The sequence below is a fragment of the Caulobacter sp. 05T431 genome, assembly GCF_056665975.1.
In genome coordinates this window covers 1-363 of sequence record NZ_JBFTKU010000186.1, presented here as the reverse complement: position 1 = coordinate 363, position 363 = coordinate 1, and the positions used below count along the sequence as shown (strand labels likewise).

Sequence of the window (363 nt, the reverse complement as noted above, 5' to 3'; positions counted from 1 at the left end):
GTATGAGTACGCTTCGACCGTGTCGATATCCTCATCGGTGAAGCCATGGGACCGGGTGGAATACAGGTTCAGGCCCGCTTCTGCTTCTCCCTCAAGGACCAGTGGTACAGACAGGCCGGATCCCACACCCGCCTCCAGCGCGGGCGCCGTGTAGGCGGCCCAGCGGTGCTCGTTGGTTAGGTCCGGAACATGTACGACGACTTGGTTGCGGGCGCTACCTGCGGCGTCTCATCGCAAACCGCCCGACGCCGGGTGGAACGGTTTCTCGCTTCCGGTTACATCACGCTGAGGTGCGACGCGTCCTCCGCAGCGAACCGGGGCCTCCGGGAGGTGACGTTGATGCTCAATGTCCCGGCGCAATAC

General features: G+C 63.6%; 1 pseudogene. It reads right to left on the bottom strand.

Features of this window, described 5'->3' with window-relative positions:
* A pseudogene (locus AC1U89_RS25045) lies at positions 1-201 on the bottom strand (GAF domain-containing protein); the annotation flags it as partial.
* Positions 202-363 lie beyond the last annotated feature (162 nt).